Annotated in this window: 16 protein-coding genes; 1 reads left to right on the top strand and 15 read right to left on the bottom strand. The window is 58.6% G+C overall.

What is annotated here, in order from left to right; translation table 11 throughout:
- Positions 1–559 precede the first annotated feature (559 nt).
- The 13 genes from GT003_RS22520 to GT003_RS22460 all read right to left on the bottom strand — a co-directional run bounded on the left by GT003_RS22520 (position 560) and on the right by GT003_RS22460 (position 19,723).
- Positions 560–2,167, bottom strand: a complete 1,608-nt coding sequence (locus tag GT003_RS22520) for a glycoside hydrolase family 3 protein (protein ID WP_161702084.1) — start codon at positions 2,165–2,167, stop codon at positions 560–562.
- Between the two features lie 65 nt (positions 2,168–2,232).
- A complete protein-coding gene (locus GT003_RS22515) occupies positions 2,233–3,915 on the bottom strand; it encodes a response regulator transcription factor (protein WP_161702082.1) in 1,683 nt (560 codons plus the stop codon).
- A 4-nt stretch (positions 3,916–3,919) separates the two neighbouring features.
- Positions 3,920–5,722, bottom strand: coding sequence for a sensor histidine kinase (locus GT003_RS22510; RefSeq protein ID WP_161702080.1), 1,803 nt, complete (start codon positions 5,720–5,722; stop codon positions 3,920–3,922).
- A gap of 88 nt (positions 5,723–5,810) precedes the next feature.
- Positions 5,811–6,707: a carbohydrate ABC transporter permease gene (locus tag GT003_RS22505; RefSeq protein ID WP_161702078.1), complete on the bottom strand. Its 897-nt coding sequence runs from the start codon at positions 6,705–6,707 to the stop codon at positions 5,811–5,813.
- Positions 6,707–7,588, bottom strand: coding sequence for a carbohydrate ABC transporter permease (locus tag GT003_RS22500; RefSeq protein ID WP_161702076.1), 882 nt, complete (start codon positions 7,586–7,588; stop codon positions 6,707–6,709). Before GT003_RS22500 ends, GT003_RS22505 begins: the two co-directional genes overlap by 1 nt.
- Positions 7,589–7,735: 147 nt before the next feature.
- Positions 7,736–9,133, bottom strand: a complete 1,398-nt coding sequence (locus tag GT003_RS22495) for an extracellular solute-binding protein (RefSeq protein WP_161702074.1) — start codon at positions 9,131–9,133, stop codon at positions 7,736–7,738.
- A 242-nt stretch (positions 9,134–9,375) separates the two neighbouring features.
- Complete coding sequence (locus GT003_RS22490; RefSeq protein ID WP_161702072.1) at positions 9,376–10,353, bottom strand: aldo/keto reductase; 978 nt, start codon at positions 10,351–10,353, stop codon at positions 9,376–9,378.
- A 151-nt stretch (positions 10,354–10,504) separates the two neighbouring features.
- Entirely contained in the window at positions 10,505–10,711 is a 207-nt protein-coding gene (locus tag GT003_RS22485; protein WP_161702070.1) for a hypothetical protein, read from the bottom strand.
- A gap of 54 nt (positions 10,712–10,765) precedes the next feature.
- Positions 10,766–13,705 carry a DEAD/DEAH box helicase gene (locus GT003_RS22480; protein WP_161702068.1) on the bottom strand — a complete coding sequence of 980 codons (2,940 nt, stop codon included), beginning with the start codon at positions 13,703–13,705 and terminating at the stop codon, positions 10,766–10,768.
- Positions 13,702–15,282, bottom strand: coding sequence for an SWIM zinc finger family protein (locus tag GT003_RS22475; protein WP_161702066.1), 1,581 nt, complete (start codon positions 15,280–15,282; stop codon positions 13,702–13,704). The genes GT003_RS22480 and GT003_RS22475 overlap by 4 nt, the downstream gene beginning before the upstream one ends.
- Before the next feature lie 154 nt (positions 15,283–15,436).
- Positions 15,437–17,185: a sensor histidine kinase gene (locus tag GT003_RS22470; protein WP_161702064.1), complete on the bottom strand. Its 1,749-nt coding sequence runs from the start codon at positions 17,183–17,185 to the stop codon at positions 15,437–15,439.
- Positions 17,186–17,376: 191 nt separating this feature from the next.
- Complete coding sequence (locus GT003_RS22465) at positions 17,377–18,051, bottom strand: tetratricopeptide repeat protein (protein ID WP_161702062.1); 675 nt, start codon at positions 18,049–18,051, stop codon at positions 17,377–17,379.
- Between the two features lie 202 nt (positions 18,052–18,253).
- Entirely contained in the window at positions 18,254–19,723 is a 1,470-nt protein-coding gene (locus tag GT003_RS22460; protein ID WP_161702060.1) for a DHA2 family efflux MFS transporter permease subunit, read from the bottom strand.
- Between the two features lie 233 nt (positions 19,724–19,956).
- Between GT003_RS22460 and GT003_RS22455 the strand changes: the two genes are divergently transcribed.
- Positions 19,957–20,559 (top strand): TetR/AcrR family transcriptional regulator, encoded by a 603-nt coding sequence (locus GT003_RS22455; protein WP_161702058.1) that lies wholly within the window; start codon positions 19,957–19,959, stop codon positions 20,557–20,559.
- Positions 20,560–20,723: 164 nt separating this feature from the next.
- Here GT003_RS22455 and fsa read toward each other — a convergent pair whose 3' ends face one another.
- Both fsa and glpX read right to left on the bottom strand, forming a co-directional pair.
- A complete protein-coding gene (gene fsa / locus GT003_RS22450; RefSeq protein WP_161702056.1) occupies positions 20,724–21,371 on the bottom strand; it encodes a fructose-6-phosphate aldolase in 648 nt (215 codons plus the stop codon).
- Between the two features lie 27 nt (positions 21,372–21,398).
- Entirely contained in the window at positions 21,399–22,373 is a 975-nt protein-coding gene (glpX, locus tag GT003_RS22445; RefSeq protein WP_161702054.1) for a class II fructose-bisphosphatase, read from the bottom strand.
- Positions 22,374–22,387: the final 14 nt, after the last annotated feature.

Raw genomic sequence — 22,387 nt, 5'->3', positions numbered from 1 at the left:
GGCACGCCGCCAGCGTTCGTCCTGAGCCAGGATCAAACTCTCCATAAAAGACGATTGGTTTGCGTGCACAACCGAGGTTGGACATGCAGCATTCGCCTAGATGAATTCGCTTGGTAGCTCATTCAAAATACTAGCTTGCGAAACGTTAATTTCGCGATTTAAGACCTTTTGACAGGTCGCTCATTGTTCAGTTTTCAAGGAACAAATGGTTCTCATTTTTCGTCCAAGCCTCTCGGCCCGGAATTAGAATATATCATATTTCAAAACCGCTTGGCAAGCTTTATTTTCAAACTTGTGTCGATTTCGATCACCGTTTCGACGTGTCCGTCTCGACCGGAATTAGAATATACCATGTTGGCGAATAGACTTGCAAGTTTTAAAATTTGACAGATGGTTGTCGTTCCGTCTAACCATCCAGACGCCAACTCAAAAACAAGAGACTATTATGCACGTTGGCATGAACAGCCCCTCGACGAGTACGATCTTAATGAGCAGTCTCTGAATCTGCCGCCCATTGAAAGCATACGATCGATATCCGTAGCCGAATCGTTCAACTCCCCTATCGCTGCGCCTCCCAGCGCCAACCGTACGGGTATTGCTCCGACAGCGTCAAGGGCAGCCGGCCCTGCGGCTTGATTTCGCCGATAAGCGCGCGGGCCGCGGACTCCAGCGCCAGCGGACGGCATTCATATAGCGCGAGGAAGGTCGATACTTCAGGGTAGACGAGGAGATCCAGCGGATTGCGGACCGAGACCGCAATCGTTCTGTTCCCTGCTAACGCCATTAGGCGCCTTGCCGTATCCCGCTCGTTATCAAGCTTCGCCGCATCATAGCTCACGTAGACGATCTGCTCGAACGCTTCCAGTCCCTCAAGCGCATCCGCATCGTCGACAAGACGTTCCGTTACGTCCAGCATGCGGATCGACAGCCGCGCCCCGAGCGTACCGTCATCCGTCAGCAGCTCGTCCGCCTCCGACACCGTTACGATGGACGGCCATAAGACCAACGTCTTCGCCGAACGCTTCAACGGCAATAAACCGCCTTCGTTCTTCACGAGCGTAACCGAGGCTTCGCTCCATTGCCTTGCGGCCGCAGCCTGCTCCGGCGTGTGAAGCTTCGGTGCAGCTTCTGCCCATGGCTGCAGCGGTTCGCCCACCTTGCGTTTTGCTTTCAAGCTCATGATGCGCGCAAGCGAAGCTTCGATCCGCGCTTCCGTCAGATCGCCCCGCTCCACGGCGGCGGCAACGGCTTCGATCGCGGCCCGCTGCTTGCTCGGGGTATGACAGACGAGCACCATATCCGCTCCCGCCTGAAGCGCCAGGACAGCACCGCGTTCAGGTCCGTAGAACTTATCGATCGCGTTCATCTCCAGGCAGTCCGTCACGATGACCCCTCCGTAGTCGAGCTCTTCCCGAAGCAGGCCGGTCAACACCGGCGCCGACAGCGTCGAAGGCAGGCCGGACGGATCGATCGCCGGCAGGCATACATGGGCGGTCATGACCATGTCCGCTTCGCCCGCGATCGCCTTGAAAGGCACAAGCTCTACCGCTTCCAGCCGGTCACGATCATGCGTCAGAACAGGCAGATCGCGATGCGAATCCACGCTCGTATCCCCGTGTCCGGGAAAATGCTTGGCCGTTGCGCTTACTCCCGCGCGCTGATAGCCGCGAACGGCTGCCAGCCCCAGCTCGCCGACGACTTCCGGCTTATCGCCGTACGAACGGACGTTAATGACGGGATTGTCCGGATTGTTATTCACGTCCACGCAAGGAGCGAAATTCAAATTGATGCCGAGCGCGCGCAGCTGTTCGCCGCAGATCGATGCCGTCTCGAATACGCCGCCGGAATCGCCCGCCGCGCCGAGCGCCATGTTGCCCGGCATCAGCGTCACGCCTTTCACGAGCCGCGACACCATGCCGCCCTCCTGATCGACCGCGATGAACATCGGATAACGGCCTGCGTCCGCGGCCGCTTTCATGAAGGCCGTTGTCAGACCATGCACCTGTTCGGCGTCGTCGATATTGCGAGTGAAATAGATGATGCCGCCCACGCCGAATTCGCCAATCAACGCAGCGATGTCCCCGGACGGTTCATGCCCGTGAAACCCGAACACGAACAGCTGGCCGATCTTCTCCCGCAAGCTCCAATTTCCCCACGCCTCTACCATGTCAGCACGCCACCTCCTGTGTAAATGTCATTATGCCGAGCGCCTATATTAGCAACAACCGGCTTCTATCGTTCTTCGTCTTGCTCATCATTGACCTGCACGGGCGTTTCCACACCCTGCAAGGCCATCCGATAATCCGTCGGATTCTGGCCGGCATACTTCATGAACACCTTCGTAAAATAGCGGCGTTCCGAATAGCCGACTTCCTTCGCGATCTGGGCGACGCTCTTATTCGATTCCTCCAGCAGCGACTTGGCGGTTTCCATCCGCTGCCGCGTCACGTATTCAATGAACGTTTCTCCATAGGCGCTTTTGAACAGCAAGCTGAAATGCGAGGTGGAGAGCCCCACGTACGTCGCGGTTTCTTCCACGCCGAGATCGCGGAAAAGATGACGGTCGATATATTGCTTCGCCTGCGCCATCTGCAGCTCCGAATGCCCTCGTTTGTCCGTCGAGCGGGCGACGCCTTCATTAGAAGCCTGCTGGATCGCGGCGAACAGATCCTTCACGCCGAAACGCGAATCCATCTTGCGCCACAACGCTTCTTCCTGCGCCCGCGAGAGGAGATCCGCTTCCTTCAGCTCCCGCATCAAATGCAGCGCCAAAAAATGCAGCAGCGGCTTCAGCCTGCCCTCGGCGCCGCCGCCCGCCTGCCGCAGCTGCTCCGCGATGCGCCGCTGTTCCACGCCTACGCCCGAAGCGTCGCCGCGCTTCATCGCGCCGATCAGGCGTTCCGCAATGTCCCACAGCGTCCGTCCGGCCTCGAAGACGCAGGGCAGCTCGCTGCCGTAAAGCGCGATCGGCTGGAGGTCCGTCGACAGCTGCATGCCCCGCTGTACGGTTTTGTACGCTTCGGACAGTTCGTTCATCGCCGCGACTTTCCGGTAGATGCCTGCATGAAGCCGCAGCTTCGCATTCAGCAGCACGGCTTCCAGCAGCTGCTCCGTCCGTCGCACGACCTGCAGCCCGTGACGCTCTTCCCGCTCCGCTTCCGTCAGGACAGGCAGTTCATCCATTCGCCCCAGCTGGAGAAGCACGGACCATTCCCCGTCGCGCATCTGGATGACGGCATGCTGCAGCCCCTCGTTATGCAGCGTCTCCCGCAGAACGTTGCATACGGCGAAATTCCATATCTTCCGTTCTTTATCCGGCCATTCGCGCCAGTCGCGGGCATCCGCGGAGCCCGCGTCGATATCGAACACGATAAGCGAATACTGCGGCTCGCCGATCAGCTGCTCCTGCCCTGCCATTAGCCAGTGGTCCGGCGTCAGGTCCGTATAATCCATCAAGACGTCGTACATCAATTTCTCGTTCGCCATATCGATGATCCGTTGGAGCTTGCGTCGATCCTCCCTGTCCTGCGACCGCTTGCTGCGCTGTTCCGACATGACGCGCGCGATGACGCCCGTCAGCTCGTCGTAAGGAATCGGCTTCAGAATGTAATCCTTAACCCCGTACTGGATGGCCGACCGCGTATACGAGAAGTCCTGATAGCCCGACAGCATGATAACGTCGCAGCGGATCCCGCGCTCGCGGATATTGCGCACCAGCTCCAAGCCGTCCATGACGGGCATCCGGATATCGCAAAGGACGAGATCCGCCGGCTCCGCCTCCAGCAGCTCCAACGCTTCGACGCCGTTCTTCGCCGAACCGGTGATTTCCAATCCCAGCATGCTCCACGGGATGACCTTCTCCAAATTACGCGTGATATGAAGCTCGTCGTCGACAAGCAGCACTTTGCCGTTCATAGACTCACCTCTGCCTCGGTATTGTGATTCGGATGACCGTTCCGTGACCCGCGGCGGAGCAGAGCCGCAGCCCGTATCTCGCTCCGTAATGAATGCGCAGCCGGTCCGCGACGTTGTGCAGTCCCAGTCCTCTGCGCTCTCCATGCACCGCATCGTCCGCATCCAACCCGCGCTCCCGAATTCGCGACAACCCGTTAATCCGCTTCAGCGCGACGACATCCATGCCGATGCCATTATCGGAAATCATGAATACGAGCTCGTTCTCCTCGACCGCCAACGCGATATGAATCATGCCCATATGCGGCAGTCCTTCGAAGCCGTGCTGGATGCTGTTCTCCACGAGCGGCTGCAGCGTCAGCTTCAATATCGTGTCGTCCAGCGCTTCCTCGGGAATGTCGAGCTCGTAGCTGAACACATCCTCGAAGCGGTATTTCTGAATGTCCAGGTAGCTGCGCACATGCTCGATTTCCTGGCGGATCGTAATGATTTCGGAGTGATGCATGCTCGTTCGCAGCAAAATGCTCAAGCGCCGAACCATTGCCATGATTTTGCCGCCTTCGTTCTGAGCCGCCAGCGCATTGATCGATTCCAGCGTATTAAACAGAAAATGCGGCTTGATCTGGGCCTGCATGAGCATCATCTCCGCCCGTTGCTTGCGCTCCTGCTCCGTCCGGACCTCGGACAGCAGCCGGCCGATCGTATCCACCATGCTGTTGAAGCTGCGCGCGAGCAGCACGGTCTCGTCCTTGCCCGTCGCGGGCACGCGGGTGTCGAGCACCCCTTGCTCGACGAGACGCATCTTGCGGACGACGCGGATGATCGCCTTCGCGACGCGGCTGACGAAGAAGATATTGAACAATACGGCGGAAATCAAGCACAGCAGCGTAATGCCGCCGATCCATTGCAGGAAGCGAACGTTCTCGCTCGTAAGCGACTGCCAGGATTTCACGGAGACGAGGACCCAGCCGCTCCGGTCGAGGTTGTACGCGGAAATCAGCGAGTCCTCTCGACCGAACAGCCCGTGGTAACTGGCATAACGCTCGGTCGCCTGCAGATCCAGCTTCGTCTCGTCCTCGACCAGGCGGCCGTCCAGCTCGTGCCGGCTGTCCATCATGACCAAGCCGTCCCGATCGATAATGAGATACCTCGTCTGCGTCTGCAGCTCTCCGGTCAGCGTAAAGTCCTGGAGCATGTTGTCGACTTCGTCCGACTTGATCTGGGTGACCATGATGCCGGAATCGTTCAACGTGTCGACGTCCTTGACGAGACGCATCTGCGTGAACAGAGCCGCGCCGGTTCCGGTCAGTTCCGGCTGCTCGTAGGGTCCGAGCCAGAGCGGCCGGCCGGCCAGCCGCATGATGTCGGGATAGACGGAGTGACCCTGCAGCAAATCGTAGGGAATCGGCTTGAACGTCGTGGGATCATTCCGGTAAGAGCGAAACATCGTTCCGTCCTTGCCATACAACACGACCATGCTGAGCGCCGGGTTCTGAAACAGGATTTTGCCCAGCGACTTCTCGTATTGGCTGATGGCGATCAGCCTGCTGGCATCGTTGACGGACGCTCGGGAGCTTCGCAAGGCTTCCTGCACGCTTGGATTCGTCACGCTGGAATCGGAGAGTTGATCGAGCTCCCGGAAAAAGTAGCGGATGTTGCCGCCGACGGCCTTCAGCGTAATCTCGGTCTGCTCGCCGTATTTCTTCTCCAGCAGATGCTCCGATTTCAAGAACGACGCGATCCCGAGCCCGATCAGCGGCAGGACGATCAACGTAATGAAGGCTAGCAGCAGCTTGGGGCGCAGATTCATAATCGGAGGGCTCCTTGTACAAAGTGCGGTCTATCCTGACGATCGTGCCTGCTGCCGCAAACGCGCGGCTTCTTGGGCCGGGAGGGAATCAGCCCTTGACGCTGCCCGCGGTCATGCCGTCGATAATTTGGCGCTGCAGGAACATATACACGGCCAGCACCGGGAGGATGCTGATGATAACGGCTGCGGAAAGCGAAGAGAAGTTCGTCCGGTAGCCGTCGTTGAAGGTCGCCATCCCCGTCGGCAGCGTGCGCAGCGACTCCGTCGTCACGAAAAGCTGGGAAAAAATATATTCGTTCCAATTGCCGATGAAGGCCAGAATGAACACCGTGACGAGCGCCGGCACCGTGACCGGAAGGATGATTCTGGCGAAAAGCCCCGCCGCGCCCAAGCCGTCCATGATGCCCGCTTCCTCCAATTCCCGCGGAATGGACTGCATGAAGGCATGAAGGATGAAGATGGTAATCGGCAGCGCATAGGTGCAGTATACCAAAATGAGCGAGCGAAGCGTATTCATTAAATGAAGGTCCGTCACCAATTGATAGAGGGGAATAAACACCGCGCTCGGCGGCACGATGAGTCCAATAAGAATAAAGGCGAAAATGTTCTTGCTGAGCCCCTTGTATCTCATCCGAGAGAGCGCGAATGCCGTTGCCGACGATAACAGCAAGGTCAGCAGGCAGGCGGCCAACGTCACGTAGAGACTATTCACCGCATAGCTGCCGATATGGGCGCTCTCCCAGGCGGCCTTGTAATTGCTGAAGTTAATCCGTGACGGCGGCGCCCATGTATTGACCGTGATCTCCCGGTTGGTCTTGAACGAAGACAATAGCAGCCATACGAGCGGAAACAACGTAACGATAACGTAGGCCCATAAGAGCAGATGCATCGGCAACTGACCGCGCCGGATACGGCCGTTCAAACCTGACCCGCCGCCCGTGGTACCTGTGCGTGCGGAGGCGTTCGTTTGCAGCATGCGGTCCATCAGAAATGCACCTCCTCCGTCCTCGATATCCGATGCAAAATGCCTGTCATCGCCATGGTGATGATGAACATGGCGACTCCGATCGCGCTGCCGTATCCGAGTTCCATGGAGCGGAAGCCGACCTTCAGCATATAGGTGGACATGACCTCCGTGGACTGGAACGGCCCGCCGTTCGTCATGATTTGGACGATATCGAGCACCTTCAGCGTCCCGGATACGGTCAGGAGCAGCATGACGAACAGAATAGGCCGGACGAGCGGCAAGGTAACGAACCGGGTTTCGTTCCACCCGTCGACCCCGTCGATCTTGGCAGCTTCGCCGATTTCCTTCGGAATGTTCAGAATCGCGGCGAGGCACAGCACGATGAAGAAGCCGATGTTCTGCCAGGCGTTCGCGATCAGGATGGAGAGCATCGCAAGATGCGGATTGGACAGCCACTCCCGGGCCCAGCTCTCGCCGCCGACGGCGCGCAGCGCTTGATTGAACAGCCCGGAATCGTAGTCGTAGAGGACCCCGAACAGAATCGCAACGGTGGCCGTCGAGATAACGACGGGAATGAACACGGCCGATTTATAGAAGCCGCGCATGCGCCTGACCTTGCTGATCGCGATCGAAATCAGGAACACGAGCGGGATGTTGACGATAAGCGAGAAAGCCATGAAATAGATATTGTTGCCAAGCGACTTGAGGAACGTGGCGTCATCCAGCAGGCGCGTAAAATTGTCGATGCCGATGAACGCCTTCGCTGACACGCCGTCCCATCGATACAAGCCATAAATGAAAGAAACGATGACAGGGTAGACGAAAAACAGGGAATAGAGCAGCAAAGTCGGAACGACGAAGGCGATATAGGTCCATGGATTGCGGAGCGCTGGTTTCATAAAGGGACCTCCTGAATAGGGGCTGATCGAAGCAAGGATGCCGAAACGGGCCGCGCCAGGCGAACTGGTCTGCATACGAAAGAGGATGCCTTGTTCGGCAGGGCACCCTCTCGTTTATTTTTGGCAATGGGCGGACATGGTCCATTATTATTGTTTGTTCGCCTTATCCTGGGAAGCCTGGATTTGCTTCGCCACCGCATCCGGCTTCTTCACTTTGCCGATCAGCTCCTGCAGGCCGACGCCTACGTCCGCGCCCACGCTCGGCTGTACGATCGCGTCGAATGCTTTCCAGGAAGACGAGGCATTGGCCATGACCTGCAGCACTTCGGAAATAAGCGGATCCACGCCGGACAGGTCGGACAGCTTCATGGACGGCAGTACTTTGTCTTCGAGCAGCGTGCGCTTCTGGATCGCTTCGTTAAAGAAGTTCTTGATGAACGCCTTCACCATCGCCTTCTGGTCGTCCGTCAGGTTGGACGAGAAACCGAAGCCGTTGGAATAGCTGGCATTGATGGACGTTTGATCGCCTTTGCCGCCGGCGATGGACGGGAAGGAGAAGTAACCGACGCTGCCCCTGAGATCGCCGGCTTCGTCGCCCGTGAAACGGTTCGCGTCCCACGTCCCCGTGAAGACCATGGCCGCATCCCCTTTGAGGAACTTCGCTCCTTGCTCCGCGTAGGCCAATCCGAGCGCGCCTTTGGTAAAGTAGTCGTTGTCTACCAGCTTGGCGTAATCCGCGAAGCCGGCCACGAAGTCGGGATCCGTCCACTTGGTCTCGCCCGTTACCAGCCCTTCGAACCCCTTGATGCCGACATGGCGCTCCATGACGGTATTCCAGAGCATGCCGTTCACCCAGGCATCCTTCGCGGCGAGCGCGAACGGCGTTTTGCCTTTCGCCTTGATCGCGTCGGCCAGCGTCAGCAGCTCGTCGAACGTCTTCGGCGGCGCGAGGCCCATGTCCGCGAACATTTTCTTATTATAGAAGACGCCTTCGCTGTAGCCCCCGAAAGGCAGACCGTATACGTTGCCGTCGATGGTGAATTCGTCCAGGCTGGCGAATTTGTCCTGGATGCCCAGCTCCTCGATGATCGGCGTCAGGTCGAGCATGCGGCCCGCCTTCACGTATAAGCTCAGGTCGGCGCCGCCGAACACTTCGAACATATCCGGCGGATTGCCCGCCGCCATCTCCGCCTTCAGCTTCTGGTCGCGGTTGACGACCTCGTCGATGCCTTCCAGATTGATTTTGAGTCCGGGGTTTTCCTGCTCCGTCTTCGCGACGACGTCCTGCAGGATCTTCAAGCGCACCTTGCTCGTTTCCTTGATTTGCGTGTGGCGGAGCGACAAGGTTACGTCCTTGGCCACCGGCTCGTTCGCAGGTTCCGTATTCGAAGGCGCATTCGCCGCTGTATCGTTCGTTGTATTCGTCGACGCGTTTCCGTTCGCGTTGTCGGTATTGTTCGAATTGCCGTTCGAGGAACCGCAAGCAGAGAGAACCAGCGATGCCGACATCAATGTCGTAACGGCGACTGCCAAGCTCTTGTTCATGAAGAGACCTCCTGATTTGGTGATGTTGGGTTAAAGGCGTTCCTTACACTTTGAATTATAGAAGGTGAAGGAAGAAGACAGGAGGTCGAAATTACGACGGGCAGGGGCGAATTTTCGACGGAGATGCAAAGAGGGGAATAATAAACGACCCACAGGAGGTAAATATCCTGTGGGCAGCGTTTTTCAATCAGAGAATAATAGCCATGATGTCGGGTTCATTCACTTCATGCGGATCGAATTGCTTACCAGGCGTAGGCGCGAGGCGCTTCTCCGCCCGGCCCTGGGAAGATCTCGTCGATCCGGGCAAGCGTCGCCGAATCCAGCTCCACCTCGACGGCGCGCAGGGAGCGTTCGAACTGCTCCAGCGTCCGCACGCCGATGATCGGCGCGGTTACGGCAGGATTAGCGAGCAGCCAAGCCAGCGAGACGACATCCTCGCGTTCTTCGAGCTCGTCGCACAGCTTCGCGTAAGCGTCCAGCTGCTCGGCGTGTTTGTCCCGGCGCGACGTGTCGCCGCTGCGCTTGCCGCCGCCGCCGCGGTTCAAGTTGCCCGCCAGCAGGCCGCCGTCCAGCGGGCTCCATGGAATGACGCCAATGCCGAGGCCTTGCGCTGCGGGCAGCACTTCCAATTCCGGCAAACGGCAGAGCAGGTTATATTTATGCTGTTCGGAAACGAGACCGAGTATGCCGCGCGATTTGGCTTCCCCTTGCGCGACGGCCAGATCCCAGCCCGCGAAGTTGCTTGCGCCGACATAACCGATCTTGCCTTGCGCCTGCGCCGATTGGAATGCGCTCCACAGCTCGTCCCAGCTGACATTGCGATCCACGTGGTGCATCTGGTACAGCTCGATATGATCCGTTTGAAGCCGCTCCAGGGAAGCTTCCAGGTGACGACGCATCTTGTAAGCGGACAGGCCGCCTCCGCCGTTCGGGCCATCCGTCTTGGTACTCATGTCGCCGTAGAATTTCGTCGCCAGCACCGTACGTTCGCGGCGCCCTCCGCCCTGCTTGAACCAGCGGCCTATAATCTCTTCGGTGCGGCCCGAATTCTCGCCCCATCCGTAAATATTGGCTGTATCGAAGAAGTTGATGCCCGCGTCAAGCGCCGCGTCCATAATCTTGAATGCTTCGCTCTCTTCCGTGTCGACGCCGAAATTCATCGTGCCCAAGCAAAGACGGCTGACCTTCAAGCCTGAACGACCTAAGTACGTGTACTTCATTGACTCTCACAGCTCCTTTGGTTTGAAACCGGATTCAAAGTATCCGTAACGGATACGTTCCGGTCTCTATTCGATAGCAACTAAAAATAGGGAAGGTTTCCCCTCCCCTATTATAAAGAAAAGTAAGCTGCGAAAGAAATGTCATGAAGTCTTATTTACCTGAACGCATGTCCGAAACGGCATCCCGGATGGCGCGATAGAAATCGCGCCACTGGGGAGCGGCACCCACAGGGCCGATGGCAGCATCTGCGGCCGCATCCTTCTCCGCCTCCTGCCCGCCATCAGGATGCGGGCTGCCTTGGCCGTCCGGCGCAGATCCGTCCTCGGGGCTCCGCGTATTCGATTGATCTTCCGCCATCCCGCTTGCCTCCCTCGCCGCGCGGCTGTCCGCTGGGCAGCATATGTCCACCGTTTATCCCTTTAACCGGTTCTTCCGAAGCGAGAACAGCTCGCGCAGCTCGTCGGTGGACAGCTCCGTGATCCAATTCTCCGAGCCGCTGACGACCTGGTCGTTCAGCAGCTGCTTGCGAGCGATCATATCGTCGATGCGTTCCTCCAGCGTTCCGAGCGTCACGTACTTGTGCACCTGCACGTTGCGTCGCTGGCCGATCCGGAATGCCCGGTCCGTCGCTTGGTTCTCGACGGCAGGATTCCACCACCGGTCGAAATGGATCACGTGGTTCGCCGCCGTCAAGTTGAGCCCCGTTCCGCCCGCTTTCAGCGACAGCACGAACGCGCAGCCCGGTTCGGCTTCGTTCTGGAACGCGGTGATCATCGCATCGCGGTCCGCTTTCGCAACGGCGCCATAGAGGTACGGCGTCGGCAAGCCGATTCGTTCCTCAAGCAGCCGCTTCAAGGTCAAGCCCATCTCCACGTATTGCGTGAAAATCAGGCAGCGTTCGCCTTCGGCCGCGATCTCCTCGACCATCTCCAGCAGCCGCAGCAGCTTGTTGGATCGTTCGGGATCCCATGCGCCCGGCACCACGCGGTCTTCCTTGAGCAGAAGGCTGGGGTGATCGCAAACCTGCTTCAGCCTCGTCAGGGTGGAGAGAATCATGCCGCGGCGCTGCAAGCCTCCGGCTTTCTCCAGCCCGTTCATCAGCTCGGAGACGATGTTCTCGTACAAGGCGCCCTGCTCTACCGTGAGCGACAGATACGTGTTCATCTCGTTCTTCTCCGGAAGCGCGAGCTGAATCGCCGGATCCTTCTTCAAGCGGCGCAGCATGAACGGCTTCACCCAGCGCTGCAGCTCGGCGATGCGCTGCTCGTCCCGGTCCTTCTCGATGGGGAGCACGACCGCCTTGCGGAATTCGGTCAAGCTTCCCAAGTAGCCCGGATTCGTAAAATCGTAAAGCGACCACAGCTCCGTCAGCCGATTCTCCATCGGCGTGCCTGTCAGCGCGATCCGATGATTCGCGGGCAGACGGCGGAGCGACGCAGACTGCTTCGTATAATAGTTCTTGATGTTCTGCGCTTCATCCAGGCAAACGACATCCCACGGGATGCGCAGCATCTCTTCCTCGTCGATCGGGGCCAGCGTGTAGGACGTAATCACGAGATCCGCTTCCGCCACGGCAGCCGCAAACTCTTCTCCGCGCGCGCGTTTCGGTCCGTAATGAACGAGCACGCGAATATCCGGCGCAAACCGCTCCAGCTCCTTCTCCCAGTTGCCGATAACGGATGTCGGACAGACAAGCAGCGTCGGCCCCAGTCCGCTTGTCGCCCTCACATGGAGGAGATACGCGGTGAACTGAATCGTCTTGCCGAGGCCCATGTCATCGGACAAACAGGCGCCAAGGCCGAAGCGGCGCAGAAACGCCAGCCATGAAACGCCCTGGAGCTGGTAATGCCGCAGCTCGCCATGGAAGTCCTCCGGTTTGTCCACGAGCGGCAGCTCGCTGGACTCGTTCAGCTGCGCGATCCAGGCCGTCAAATGCTCGTTCAGCTCTACCTCGGCGGTGAGCGATTCGCCGATTTCGTTCTCCGGCTCCAGTTCCGTCTCGCCGCGCAGGTGCATCTCGAAAACGTCGCGCATCGTGAAGCCCTTCTTGCCGCCGTTCTTCTTGAGCCAGCGGCGCAGTCGCTCCACGTCGCCGGGATCCAGATGCACCCATTCCCCGCCGATCTGCATCAGCCGCTTGTTCTGGGCGGCCAGCTGCATGAACTCCGCTTCGCTGACATCGACGTTGCCGACGGCAAGCTTCCAATCGAAATCGACGATCTGCTGCAGGCCGAACATCGACTGCTCGCCGGAGCCGACCGATGACTTCACCTTGGCTTTCAGCTTCATCTTCCGGCTGCGGGCCGCTTCCCACCAGCCCGGCAGCAGCACCGAGCAGCCGGAAGCGAGCAGCTTGGCGCTCTCGTGCTCGAGAAACTCCCACGCTTGCATGTCCGTTAATTCAGAGACGATTTCGCCATGGGCAGCCGTTGCGCCTGCCAAGCCTTCCGGCAGCGCCCAGTCCGCCAGCGCAGCCGCCCATTTCGCTTCTTCTCTGGCCAAGCGGCCCGCGAATGGCTCCCGCCAGGATTCCGGAGCTTCGGCCGGCAGCGCGAAACGGGAAGCTTCGCCGCCTTTCGGTTCGCCTTCTCCATCCGAAGAGAGCTCCAGCGTGAACCAAGGCCCGCCTTGCTCGCGATCCTGCAAGGCAGGCCGGAGCCGCCAGCCGCCGCGCTCGTTCGGTTCGAGCAGTTGAAGAGCGATACGGAACGGCACGTGATCCTGCTTCATGCCGATCGATACGAGCCAATCGTCCTCATCGGCCGCTTTCATCAGCAGCGCGCCTTCCCCGGCCGCTTCCGCCGCGCCGCGCCAAGCCTCGGCCGCAGCCGGGTCCGCCGCGATCAGCTCTTCGACGATGCCGCTGAGCCAGCCTTGCACCGCAGCCGCGTCGCCATGCGCTTCCAAGCGCGGTACCAGATTCCGCCAGGCTTCCAGCGTATCGGGACTGTCCTGCGGCAATTCGAGCCGCCATGCGCGGGCATCGGGCTGCCAGCGCGACCAATCCGGCGTATACCAGCCGTTCAACAGCGCTTGCCGCAGCAGCCGCGCAAGCTCGGAGAGCCCTTGCACGCGCTCGGTCCACTCCACTTGAAGCAGGCGAACGGGCTCAGGGGAAGACAAATAGTCCATGGCAACGGCTGGCGTCAGCGCCAATTCCGTCCGTTTCAGCCGTTCATTGCTGCTTTCCTCGATCTCCGCGCCGTACCAGGAGGCTTCATGCCAGGCGAATAGCAGCCTGCGAAGCCGAATCGTCAAGCCGGCGGCATGCGCGGCGGCGAGAACGATGCCCTCGCCTTCTTTCCAGAACCCGTCCACGATGACTGTTTCCGTTCCCGTATACCCTCTCATGTGACGATCTTTCCTCTCCACAGCTCTTCCTGCAGCGCGCGGAGCCGCTGGTGCTTCCGCACGATGCCGTCCACGAATTTGCGCCAAGCCTCGTTCTGCTTCTCTGCCTTATACAGCTTCTCCAATCGCTTCATCAGCTTAACCGCTTGCCGGTAACCTTGGCGGTTGCGCGTGCGGATGGCGCCGTCGATCGCCTGATGATACAGCGGATACAGCACGCGAGGCGAGACCTTGCTGATCTCGCGCATCAGCTGGACATCGATCTCGTCGGGTTCGATGCCGAACAGCAGCTGCAGATCCGCCCATTTCGTATATTCCCGCAAGTCCAGCCAATGCTCCGTAAGCGCGGAATACGAATACGGCAGGAAAGAAACCAAATACCGCTGCCACTGCGGGTTCTCCGGCTGCTGCCGGTCCGCCAGGCGGCACATCGACAGGAACGGTCCGAATGCCTTCGATTTACGATCGACGGCCAAACCGCCGTACAAATAATCGACCCAGCCCTCAAGCTTGCTCCAATCCTTCTCTTCCAGCCGTTGAAGCGCGCAGTCGCAGGCCAGCAGAGCCGTCCGGTTGAACGTCGTGCGGGCGAGCAGCTCCATCGCATCTCCGTCACGGTTATCCGCAAACGCTAGATATGCAAGCGCCATGGGCAGGAAGAAGCTCCCGTGCTTCTCCTGCGTCTCCCGGAGACGATCGCGCAGGAGCGCTTCCTCCCGCGACGCCCAGCTGGCATCCTCGATCAAATGGGCCCACAAAGCAAAATAAAGCGTCTCCCATCGGTGAAGCTGCTGTTCACGATCCATGTCCCGCCGGTGGAAAACCGCGATCAGGCTTTCCGTCGCCTCGCGTTCCTCCGAATCGAGCGACGTCGGGTTCAGCTCGGCGGCCAGCTCTTGGAACTGATTGATCCATGGCTCCGTCATGCGGGCAAACGCCATCTCGTAATAGTAGCGGCTGTAAGTATCCGTATGGGAATAAGCGAGCTCCGCCTGTTCCAGCACGAAGACGATGCCGTGCATCCAATGCAGCCTCCGAAGTCCTGCCGGCCAATTCTTGGATGCCGCCTTGATCGAAGTGAGCACGGCCTGCAGCGGATGCAGGGAATGACGGCACTGCCGCCACACTTCTCCGTTCTTCGCCTCCATGTCCTCCAGCCAGCGGCTCGGTTCCTGTTCCATCGGCTTCTCTCCGGATGCCGGCTCGGCGGAACCAGGGGCCTCGCTGGATTGGCGGAGATAACTGCCGTTCAGCATCCGATTGTGGACGTCATCCGGACTTTCGCCGATGCTCGCCTGATAAGCATAAAATACGGCAGCCATATGCTTGCAATTGCCCTTCACCGGACACGTGCAGGTGCTAAATGCGAAATCGTCGCTGTCCAGCGTGACCGCGTAAATAGCCGTTCCTTTCACGACGCCGTAAACGGAAGTGCTCTCCACTACTTGAACGGAAAGTACTTTCTCGCGACGGTAGTAATCGAAGCCTTTCTCCAGCACATCCAGCGGAACGCTGCTTGCGATCGCAGCTCCCAATGCCCGAAGCCGCCCGTCATCCAGCTGAAAAAACGTGCTCATGGCGCCCCTCCGTTCATTCATACCCATTCCTGCCATTATAACACATGGCAATGCGATTTCGCTTCGCAATCTCCCCTTGGCCGCCGAAAGCCCGAATCATAAAAACCCCCTGTCTCGCAATCCAACGCGGACAAGGGGCAACGGAATGTATGGATCAGTACGGAATTTTAATGATAAACGTCACGGTATTCGGCTCGTCGAGTACCAGGGAAATGACCCCTTTGTACTTGTCGACGATGGATTTGACGATATGCAGGCCTAGGCCGGAATGGTTGCCTACCTTGGACGAATATCCCGCCTGGAACAACGGCTTGTTCCTCAGCTCCTCCGCGCGAAGACACGTATTGCTGATCATGAATTGGAAATATCCGTCCTTCTGGCTCGCCTCGATGCTCACCTGACGAAGGTCTTCCCCGTAGGTCATGACTTCATCGAACGCATTATCGATCAAGTTGCCCAGCAGCCGCGTCATGTCGAGCGACTTGATGCCGAGCTCGAGCTTATTCATGTCGGTGAACACCGATGCGAAATCCACCTTCAGCATTTCCGCCTGAAGCGACTTGGAACGGATCAGCGCCGCGATCGCGGGATTGCCGATGCTGATAATCTCGTTCATCGTACGAATCTCGCCCGTCAGCTCGGCGGCGTACGTCTTCAGCTCTTCCGTCTTGCCGAGCTCCGCGAGCGACTGCATCGTCTGTACGTGATTCACGAAATCATGACGCTGCGAACGAATGGACTGGAACATGCTATTGATCTCGTCCAGGTAGGTTTCCTGCGTGCGCCGGACCAGCTTGTCCTGCGACTTGCGATAAGCCATCACGACCCAATACAGGAAGATCAAGCTTAGAAGCGTCGCGATTCCGATAATCAGTCCGATGTTGACGAGCTGCTTATCGAGCGTCTGCTGAATCGCGCCATAGTCCGCCACGAGCGAAAGCACGTACCTGGGAATCGGCTTGCCGCTGCCGTCCAGCATGCTGGCGACCTTCGTGCTGACTTCGACCGGAATGAACAGCTTGATGACATGCCTGCCGCCAATGACCGCGTCTTGGTAAATCTTCGTGCCCGACTCGTTCGCCAGCTTCACGTTCGCGGTATCGGTATGATGCTTCAACGTATAGGAGCCTTCGATGATCGAATCCTGCGTCATATGCGAGACGAGCTCCCCGTTCTCGCTTATGGTCTGCGGCCTGCCGCCGGGAAAGGTCTCCGGATTGAGGACCGCGATTTCCTTCAGCCATTGGTTCGCCTCGAGCGTCTCGCCGATCAGGTGGCTGACGCCGGTAACGTTGTCGTAGGCCAACTGCCTGCTTTTATAGCTGATATAGGGGTCGATGATATAATTCGTCGATCCGTCGTGGTAATAGCCCCACTTTTGAATCTTGTCCGTGGACGTCGACGAGAATTCGAACGGTCCGGTCCAAAAGTTCGGCAGGCGCTGACCCCAATCGATCGAGACGTTCTTGTCGTCGAATAATTGGTTGAATGCCTTGTACCAAGGATCCCAGTTGTCGGTCTCGTAGCCGGGCTCCTTGGGGTCCGATGATTTATAGAGAACGATATTGTCCGCGGTCCGCTTCAGCAGCGTAATATCGACCATGTCCAGTTTCTTCGCCAGTTCGCTGAGTTGATCGTTCGTTACCTTCTCGACGTCGGAATCCAGCGCGTACTGCGCGGCGATAGAGGCCGCGCGAAGCTCGCGCCCGATCTCGTCCTGGTAGATTTCCGCCCCGTTCCTCGAGCTTTCGATCGAAAGCGCGACTTGCTTCGCGACCGAGTCCAGCTCGTGTCGAAGACCGTCCTCGAGCGATTTTTTCGTTGTAAAATAATAGACGGTGTTGTTCACACCAAGAAGGACGGCGATCAATACGATGATCAACAGCCATACGTTACGGCGCATTCCCTTAACTCTCCGATCAAATCCTTATTTTATGCGAGATTCGTGGAACTTCGACATCCGCCGAGCGCCTTTAATTATGACTGATTTCGAGTAGGGTGGCAATGTGAGGATTAACCAATACCGGCGCTCGACAGCAATAAAGCCAAGCTTATTCGGAGGTGTCGATCCGGACCTCGGAACGAGTCGAATTCTTACGTCCGCATGGCTTTCAGCCAAGCAAGCAGCGCCCATTTGCGTTCCTGGCGCTTCTTATAGCGGGGGAGCGAACGATAGATCGTTCCGCATTCCTTCAGCATCCCCTTCGCCTCGTCGCGCTGTCCCATCTGCGCATACACGCCCGCCAGGCGATAATAGGCCTCGATCGAAGAGGAATGGATGGCCCGAAAGGACTGCAAATACCCGATCGCCTTCTGCGGGTCCGTCTTCGCATGAATAGTGGCGAGGCGCAAGTAAGGCGTCCCGTACTTGACCCGGGGGTTAATCGAAAGCGCGTTGCCGATCGCCGCTTGCGCCGCTTCCCGTTCGCCGAGCTGAAGCAAAGCGGTGCCGAGATCGTCCCAGAATTCCGCGGAATTCTCGAGTGCATCCTGCATCGGCATCAGCCACGACTTGGCTTCGGCGAAGCGCTTGCGCTCGATGAGCAGCCGGGCCAGCTCGTGCTTGGCAGGAATATCGTTCGGATTCATCGCAACCTGCTGCCGCAGGCGCCGAATCGTACGGAAGCGGCGCAGCGGCTTCACGATGCTCGGCGTCAATCCGACGTAACGGCGTTCCAAGACATAGAAAATAATCAATAACACGATGACGGCAATAATCGGACTTCCCGTCAGCCTCCATAACAACACGAATATAAGTATTTTCCCCATGCGGCCTCCCGAGCTCGTTACCGAAATGGCAATGCTTCCTATATTGTACACCATAGCCATGCGAGCGTCATTGCGATAATTGCCGGGAAGACCGGGCAACGAACGTCAGGGATCTCGAGCTCACACATCAAAAAACGGCTGCACGGGTCGCAGGGACCCGTACAGCCGTTAATTTAAATGGAAACTTGATATCGAAGCTTCCTTAACCTATGTGCATCATCATTTCAGGCTGCGCGGCCTCTTCGCCTTCGACTTTCGCCGGACGGCGAAGCATCAGGCCGAACACGGCACCGATGACGGCAATGAAGGTCAGAATGAGGAACGTATCGCCGAACGACATCGAATACGCGTCGAGCGGCGTCTTCGCGGTCGGCGAATGCACGGTCATGCGCTTCGCAAGAATCGTGGACAGGCCGGCTACCGCGAACGACGTCATGACTTGCTGCGCCGCGTTCGTCAGGGATGTCACGCGTCCGACGAGTTCTCTCGGAGCCGCCTGCATCAGATGCGTATTGAGCGGCATCATCGACAGACCCATGCCTGCGCCGAGAAGCGCGAGCGGCCCCATGATCATCATCATGCTGGACTCCGCGTCGACGAGGGACAGAATGAACGCCGCCACCGTAACGAGCAGCATGCCGATGAAGACGAGCGGCCGTGCGCCGACTTTATCGAACAGCTTGCCGCCGATCGGCATGAATACGCCTGCCGCGATCGCCTGCGGCAGCATGATCAGACCCGTGTCGAGCGCGCCCTTGCCGTGCGCGTTCTGCAGGAATACCGGAACCAGGAACATCGTGCCGAACAAAGCGATTTGGGAAATCCATTGCACGATAATGCCGCGCGTGAAATCCGAAGAACGGAAGACGCGGAGCTCGAGCAGCGGTTCTCTATGTCTCAGTTCCGCGATAATGAACAGAATGAGCGCGACCGCGCCGACGACGATACCCGCGATCGTCTTCGCGGAGGTCCAACCGTTGGCGCCTTCGCTGACGCCGTAGGACAAGCCCGCGAACGCAAGCGGCGCGAGGATGAATCCAAAGCGGTCGAGGGAAGCAACGGCTTTGCGCTCGATGCGCGGAAGCGTCTTGATGCCGAGCAGGATGCCGACGACGCCGATCGGAATGTTGATCAGGAACAGCCATTTCCAGCTGACGGATTCGATCAGCCAGCCCGCAAGCACGGGACCGAGCGCGGGAGCAAGCAGAATCGGGATCCCCATCATGCCCATGACCTGGCCGACCTTATCGGGCGGGCTTAGGCGGTAAGTAAAAGCCATCGCGATCGGAAGCACCATACCGCCGCCGAGACCTTGAATGATACGGAACGCGATGAGCATTTCCACGCTGGTGGACAGGGCGCATAGAAGCGAACCTACCGTGAACAAGAAAACGGAAACGAGGAATACCTGCTTCGCGCCGAACCGGTCGGACAGCCAGCCGGAGAGCGGGATCGCCGCGGCTTGCGCAAGCGCGTAGCCCGTTACCGTCCAGCCGACGACTTGAAAGGTGGAATGAAATTCGTCCATTAAGCCCGGAATCGCGACGTTGACGGCCGTGCCGTCCAGAACGACCATGAAAATACCGATGATGATGGCTGCAAGCGGGGCCAAGATTTTCTTAATCGAAAACGGCTCCTCGATGCTCGCAGCGGATGAAGCTTGTGCCGACATGCAAACCCTCCTACCCAATGAATCTTATTTCCGCTCCGGCGTTCGTTCTCCCCCTGACATTGACCCTCCGCCTCACGTAAGGTTACAATGAAAGCAGCGACGGCGGCGCGCCGTGCGGATTTTTTATAAATGGACAATTGTCCGCTTACTTAGTAACAGCTTACCGGACAACGCGATCATTGTCAATGAAAGACAGTGTGAATTTTCCGTATAAACTTAGGGGGTCATCGCTTATGCAGCAGCGCAACGAACGCAAGGATGCCGCCAGGCACCGCGAGCTCATCCTCGATACCGCTTCCCAATTATTCCACGAACGCGGCGTCGAAGGCGTCAGCATGCACCAAATCGCCAAGTCCGCCGGAGTCGGGCAGGGCACGTTGTACAGACGTTATGCATCTAAAGCCGAGCTCTGCATGGAGCTGATGGCGGACAGCTTCCAGCGATTCACAAGCGGCATCGACCACTACCTGGCCAGCTCCGCCGGCTCTCCCGTGCGCGAACGCCTGGAAGGCTTCGTTGCCCGCCTGATCGAGTACATGGCCAGCGAAATCGAGTGGCTGAGCGCCATCAAGCCGACGGTCACCTGCGCCGAGGAACGGATCGGCCTCTATCAATCGGAGCCGTTCGTCTACGTCGTCGGCAAGCTGAAAGGACTGCTCGACGAAGCGGTCCAGAGCGGCGATGCGCGTACCGAAGACACGGAATTTTCCGCCTTTGCCGCAGCGGCCACGTTCGATGCCGGCATGTTCTTCTACCTGACGAAGGAACGCGGCTTCACGGTCGAGCAGATCAAAGCCAAGTACGTCGGCCATTTCTCCGGGCTGCTGCTGAACTGATCTGAGCTTAGGACAGATTTCCGCCCGTGAGTGCTGCCGCAGAATGAAAGCGCATCAAATAAAAAAGGACGCCTTCGCCAGCCAGGGATCCAGCACCCGGGCTCGAAAGCGTCCTTTTATCATTCGTTCAACCGAAGTCCATTAAACAACATTCCGCCCGCAGGTTACTTGAACTGGGCTTTGTTCCAATCCGCCAAAAACTTCTCGATCCCGATATCCGTCAGCGGATGCTTCCAGAGAACCGGCAGCAGGGAACCCGGAATCGTCGCGATGTGGGCTCCCGCAATCGCAGCTTGCTCCACATGGCCGACATTGCGAATGCTCGCGGAGATGATCTCGGTATCGAAGCCGTAATTGTCGATGATGGTCTTCAGGTCGCGCACGAGCTGCATGCCGTCCGCCGCGATATCGTCCAGGCGCCCGATGAACGGGCTGATGAACGACGCTCCGGCTTTCGCCGCCATCAAGCCTTGCGCCGCGGAGAAGACGAGCGTCACGTTCGTCTTGATGCCTTTGCGCGACAACTCGTTGCACGCGTATAGACCGTCCTCCGTCATCGGCAGCTTGATCACGACGTTCGGCGCCCACTGCGCCAGCTCGTAGGCTTCCTTCAGCATGTCCTCGGCCTTGGTGCCGATGACTTCCGCGCTGACCGGTCCGTCGACGATCGCGCAGATTTCTTGAATGACTTCCTTGAAGTCGCGGTCTTCCTTCGCAATTAGCGAAGGATTGGTCGTAATGCCGTCGACCAGGCCGAGCCGGGTGATCCGTTTGATTTCTTCAACGTTCGCGGTATCCAGGAAAAATTTCATGCTTCATCCATCCTCCAAATCGTGAAATTAGGCTTTCAGCTTGCTCAGCAGAGGCTTGTTCGGCAAATGATGCAGCGTCTTGATGAACCGGATGGTGCGCGTGCGGGCCCTCATGACGATCGAGTGGGTCTCCGCGCGCTGATCCGGAAGCATCGTCACGCCGCCCAGGAATTCGCCCGGCGTCACGCCGGTCGCGGCGAATATCACGTCTTCGCGCCCGATCATATCCTCCATGCGCAGCAGCCTGTGCGGATCGGCCAGTCCCATCTCCATGCAGCGCCGCTCCTGTTCTTCATTCCCCGGCATGAGCCGGCCTTGAATCTCGCCGCCGAGGCATTGCAGGGCCGCGGCTGCCAATACGCCTTCGGGCGCGCCCCCGGAGCCGACGTACAGATCGATTCCCGCTTCGGCAAAAGCCGGCGCGATCGCGCCCGCCACGTCGCCGTCGGACAAGAACTTGATGCGGACGCCGGCCTCGCGCAGGCTGCGAATCAGATCCGCGTGGCGTTCGCGGTCCAGGATCATGACCGTCAGGTCGGATACCTGCTTGTGCAGAACAAGGGCCGCTTTCTCCAAGGTCGTCCGGATCGGATCGTCAAGACTCAGCTTGCCCGCAAGCGCCGGCCCGACTGCCAGCTTCTCCATGTACATATCGGGAGCATGCAGCAGCCCCCCTCTAGGCGCAACCGCGATTACCGCCATTGCATTGTTAAGTCCTCTTGCCACCAGCTCCGTGCCTTCCAGCGGATCGACGGCGACATCGACTTCCGGTCCCTGCAGGCTGCCGACTTGCTCGCCGATGTACAGCATCGGCGCTTCGTCCATTTCCCCTTCGCCGATGACGACCGTCCCGCGGATCGATACCGAGTCCAGCATGCCGCGCATGGCATTCGTCGCCGCCTCGTCGGCATGATGTTTGTCGCCTCTTCCCATCCACGGCGCCGCCGCAAGCGCGGCCAGCTCCGTCACCCGTACGATTTCAAGCGCAAGCTCCCGTTCCATCCTGCCTCGCCCCC

Origin of the sequence: Paenibacillus sacheonensis (assembly GCF_009909195.1) — a bacterium.
Classification (GTDB): domain Bacteria; phylum Bacillota; class Bacilli; order Paenibacillales; family Paenibacillaceae; genus Paenibacillus_Z; species Paenibacillus_Z sacheonensis.
The sequence above is the reverse complement of the archived record's forward strand: the minus strand, read 5'-3'. Positions and strand labels throughout refer to the sequence as shown.